Consider the following 5207-nt stretch of genomic DNA (forward strand, 5'->3'; position numbering starts at 1 on the left):
TCTGAGTTCGGCATGGGGTCAGGTGGGACCACCGCGCTATCGCCGCCAGGCATATTCTGTTTTACATCCACCGCTTCTCAGCCATGAATGCCAATCTGTCAACAAGCTTACTTGAACGAGCTAGATTCTCTTCACCCACACCAAAACACCTTCGGCGTTGTAAGGTTAAGCCTCACAGGTCATTAGTACCGGTTAGCTCAACGCCTCGCAGCGCTTACACACCCGACCTATCTACGTCGTCGTCTTCAACGGCCTTTCAGTGGACTCAAAGTCCAAGGGAGAACTCATCTCGGGGCAAGTTTCGTGCTTAGATGCTTTCAGCACTTATCTCTTCCGCACGTAGCTACCGGGCAATGCCATTGGCATGACAACCCGAACACCAGTGGTGCGTTCACTCCGGTCCTCTCGTACTAGGAGCAACCCCCCTCAATTCTCCAACGCCCACGGCAGATAGGGACCAAACTGTCTCACGACGTTCTAAACCCAGCTCGCGTACCACTTTAAATGGCGAACAGCCATACCCTTGGGACCTACTTCAGCCCCAGGATGTGATGAGCCGACATCGAGGTGCCAAACACCGCCGTCGATATGAACTCTTGGGCGGTATCAGCCTGTTATCCCCGGAGTACCTTTCATCCGTTGAGCGATGGCCCTTCCATTCAGAACCACCGGATCACTAAGACCTACTTTCGTACCTGCTCGAGCTGTCACTCTCGCAGTCAAGCTAGCTTATGCCTTTGCACTAACCTCCTGATGTCCGACCAGGATTAGCTAACCTTCGTGCTCCTCCGTTACTCTTTGGGAGGAGACCGCCCCAGTCAAACTACCCACCAGACACTGTCCCCAGCCCGGATTACGGGCCCAGGTTAGAACATCAAACATTAAAGGGTGGTATTTCAAGGTTGGCTCCATGCAGACTGGCGCCCACACTTCAAAGCCTCCCACCTATCCTACACATCAAGGCTCAAGGTTCAGTGTCAAGCTATAGTAAAGGTTCACGGGGTCTTTCCGTCTTGCCGCGGGTACACTGCATCTTCACAGCGAGTTCAATTTCACTGAGTCTCGGGTGGAGACAGCCTGGCCATCATTACGCCATTCGTGCAGGTCGGAACTTACCCGACAAGGAATTTCGCTACCTTAGGACCGTTATAGTTACGGCCGCCGTTTACTGGGGCTTCGATCAAGAGCTTCTCCTTACGGATAACCCCATCAATTAACCTTCCAGCACCGGGCAGGCGTCACACCGTATACGTCCACTTTCGTGTTTGCACAGTGCTGTGTTTTTATTAAACAGTTGCAGCCAGCTGGTATCTGCGACTGCGCAAGGCTTCAAGAGCAAGTCTCTACACCTCGCACAGCGTGCCTTCTCCCGAAGTTACGGCACCACTTTGCCTAGTTCCTTCACCCGAGTTCTCTCAAGCGCCTTGGTATTCTCTACCTAACCACCTGTGTCGGTTTGGGGTACGATTCAATGTTACCTGATGCTTAGAGGCTTTTCCTGGAAGCTGGGCATCTGTCACTTCAGTACCGTAGTACCTCGTCATCACGCCTCAGTGTTATAATGACCCGGATTTACCAAAGTCACCCACCTACACGCTTAAACCGGGACAACCGTCGCCCGGATGACATAGCCTTCTCCGTCCCCCCTTCGCAGTAACACCAAGTACAGGAATATTAACCTGTTTCCCATCGACTACGCCTTTCGGCCTCGCCTTAGGGGTCGACTCACCCTGCCCCGATTAACGTTGGACAGGAACCCTTGGTCTTCCGGCGAGCGGGTTTTTCACCCGCTTTATCGTTACTTATGTCAGCATTCGCACTTCTGATACCTCCAGCAAACCTCACAGTTCACCTTCAACGGCTTACAGAACGCTCCCCTACCCAACAACACCTAAGCGTCGCTGCCGCAGCTTCGATGCATGGTTTAGCCCCGTTACATCTTCCGCGCAGGCCGACTCGACCAGTGAGCTATTACGCTTTCTTTAAATGATGGCTGCTTCTAAGCCAACATCCTGGCTGTCTGGGCCTTCCCACATCGTTTCCCACTTAACCATGACTTTGGGACCTTAGCTGGCGGTCTGGGTTGTTTCCCTCTTCACGACGAACGTTAGCACCCGCCGTGTGTCTCCCGTGATAACATTCTTCGGTATTCGTAGTTTGCATCGGGTTGGTAAGTCGGGATGACCCCCTAGTCGAAACAGTGCTCTACCCCCGAAGATGAGTTCACGAGGCGCTACCTAAATAGCTTTCGGGGAGAACCAGCTATCTCCCGGTTTGATTGGCCTTTCACCCCCAGCCACAAGTCATCCGCTAATTTTTCAACATTAGTCGGTTCGGTCCTCCAGTTAGTGTTACCCAACCTTCAACCTGCCCATGGCTAGATCACCGGGTTTCGGGTCTATACCCTGCAACTTAACGCCCAGTTAAGACTCGGTTTCCCTACGGCTCCCCTATTCGGTTAACCTTGCTACAGAATATAAGTCGCTGACCCATTATACAAAAGGTACGCAGTCACACCCCAAAGGGTGCTCCCACTGCTTGTACGTACACGGTTTCAGGTTCTATTTCACTCCCCTCGCCGGGGTTCTTTTCGCCTTTCCCTCACGGTACTGGTTCACTATCGGTCAGTCAGGAGTATTTAGCCTTGGAGGATGGTCCCCCCATATTCAGACAGGATAACACGTGTCCCGCCCTACTCATCGAGCTCACAACCTGTGCATCTTTGTGTACGGGGCTATCACCCTTTGTTGCGCGACTTTCCAGACGCTTCCACTGATGCACAAGCTGATTCAGGCTCTGGGCTCCTCCCCGTTCGCTCGCCGCTACTGGGGGAATCTCGGTTAATTTCTTTTCCTCGGGGTACTGAGATGTTTCAGTTCCCCCGGTTCGCCTCATTAACCTATGGATTCAGTTAATGATAGTGTGACGAATCACACTAGGTTTCCCCATTCGGGTATCGCCGGTTATAACGCTTCATATCAGCTTACCGACGCTTTTCGCAGATTAGCACGCCCTTCATCGCCTCTGACTGCCTAGGCATCCACCGTGTACGCTTATTCACTTAACCTCACAACCCGAAAATGTTTCGGATGTGCAGGCTTGAGAGAATCACAATATTGGTAGTGAACCAATATTGCTCGTTTCAATTTTCAGCTTGTTCCAGATTGTTAAAGAGCAAAATACTTCGCAGCATACTGTCAAACAGTACACTCTGAAGTATTGGTGGCAACGCCTTTCACTCATCACCACAAGTGGCGTCCCCTAGGGGATTCGAACCCCTGTTACCGCCGTGAAAGGGCGGTGTCCTGGGCCTCTAGACGAAGGGGACACGAAAATTTTCATCTCACGCTGACGCGTGACATTTTCGTGCAAGAGCAAGCAATGTTTTCCCATTACTATTCCCAACGCGTAAACGCTTTGCTTTTTACTTTCATCGGACAATCTGTGTGAACACTACACAGAATCAGTATCATTAGGTAAGGAGGTGATCCAACCGCAGGTTCCCCTACGGTTACCTTGTTACGACTTCACCCCAGTCATGAATCACAAAGTGGTAAGCGCCCTCCCGAAGGTTAAGCTACCGACTTCTTTTGCAACCCACTCCCATGGTGTGACGGGCGGTGTGTACAAGGCCCGGGAACGTATTCACCGTAGCATTCTGATCTACGATTACTAGCGATTCCGACTTCATGGAGCCGAGTTGCAGACTCCAATCCGGACTACGACGTACTTTATGAGGTCCGCTTGCTCTCGCGAGGTCGCTTCTCTTTGTATACGCCATTGTAGCACGTGTGTAGCCCTACTCGTAAGGGCCATGATGACTTGACGTCATCCCCACCTTCCTCCAGTTTATCACTGGCAGTCTCCTTTGAGTTCCCGACCGAATCGCTGGCAACAAAGGATAAGGGTTGCGCTCGTTGCGGGACTTAACCCAACATTTCACAACACGAGCTGACGACAGCCATGCAGCACCTGTCTCAGAGTTCCCGAAGGCACCAAGGCATCTCTGCCAAGTTCTCTGGATGTCAAGAGTAGGTAAGGTTCTTCGCGTTGCATCGAATTAAACCACATGCTCCACCGCTTGTGCGGGCCCCCGTCAATTCATTTGAGTTTTAACCTTGCGGCCGTACTCCCCAGGCGGTCGATTTAACGCGTTAGCTCCGGAAGCCACACCTCAAGGGCACAACCTCCAAATCGACATCGTTTACAGCGTAGACTACCAGGGTATCTAATCCTGTTTGCTCCCCACGCTTTCGCACCTGAGCGTCAGTCTTCGTCCAGGGGGCCGCCTTCGCCACCGGTATTCCTCCAGATCTCTACGCATTTCACCGCTACACCTGGAATTCTACCCCCCTCTACGAGACTCTAGCTTGCCAGTCTTGAATGCAGTTCCCAGGTTAAGCCCGGGGATTTCACATCCAACTTAACAAACCGCCTGCGTGCGCTTTACGCCCAGTCATTCCGATTAACGCTTGCACCCTCCGTATTACCGCGGCTGCTGGCACGGAGTTAGCCGGTGCTTCTTCTGCAAGTAACGTCAATCAGCAAGGTTATTAACCTTACTGCCTTCCTCCTCGCTGAAAGTGCTTTACAACCCGAAGGCCTTCTTCACACACGCGGCATGGCTGCATCAGGCTTGCGCCCATTGTGCAATATTCCCCACTGCTGCCTCCCGTAGGAGTCTGGACCGTGTCTCAGTTCCAGTGTGGCTGGTCATCCTCTCAGACCAGCTAGGGATCGTCGCCTAGGTGAGCCATTACCCCACCTACTGGCTAATCCCATCTGGGCACATCTGATGGCACGAGGCCCGAAGGTCCCCCGCTTTGGTCCGAAGACGTTATGCGGTATTAGCTACCGTTTCCAGTAGTTATCCCCCTCCATCAGGCAGTTTCCCAGACATTACTCACCCGTCCGCCGCTCGCCGGCGGGGAAGCAAGCTTCCCCCTGCTGCCGCTCGACTTGCATGTGTTAGGCCTGCCGCCAGCGTTCAATCTGAGCCATGATCAAACTCTTCAATTTAAAGTTTGATTTGCTTCAACAAGTGAAGCGATGCTCAAAGAATTTTACTGTTAGTTCGTAATGAATTAACTGTTGTTCACTCTTCAAGACTTTTATTTTTTAAGCCCGTAGGCTTTACGATAAAGTCCTGTGAGTGCCCACACAGATTGTCTGATTAATTGTTAAAGAGCGTTGCCACATCTACCGTA

1 tRNA gene and 2 rRNA genes are annotated in these 5207 nt (G+C 52.0%); all 3 read right to left on the reverse strand.

Annotation, left to right across the window (positions count from 1 at the left end):
* Window positions 1-161 precede the first annotated feature (161 nt).
* Window positions 162-3067 (reverse strand): 23S ribosomal RNA (locus ACMZI0_RS02915).
* Between the two features lie 185 nt (window positions 3068-3252).
* Window positions 3253-3328: transfer RNA gene (locus ACMZI0_RS02920), tRNA-Glu, on the reverse strand.
* Between the two features lie 149 nt (window positions 3329-3477).
* Window positions 3478-5019, reverse strand: a 16S ribosomal RNA gene (locus ACMZI0_RS02925).
* Together the 16S and 23S rRNA genes with 1 tRNA gene alongside form the textbook arrangement of a ribosomal RNA operon.
* Between the last annotated feature and the right edge of the window lie 188 nt (window positions 5020-5207).

The organism is Symbiopectobacterium sp. (genome assembly GCF_047692315.1).
Classification (GTDB): Bacteria; Pseudomonadota; Gammaproteobacteria; order Enterobacterales; family Enterobacteriaceae; genus Symbiopectobacterium.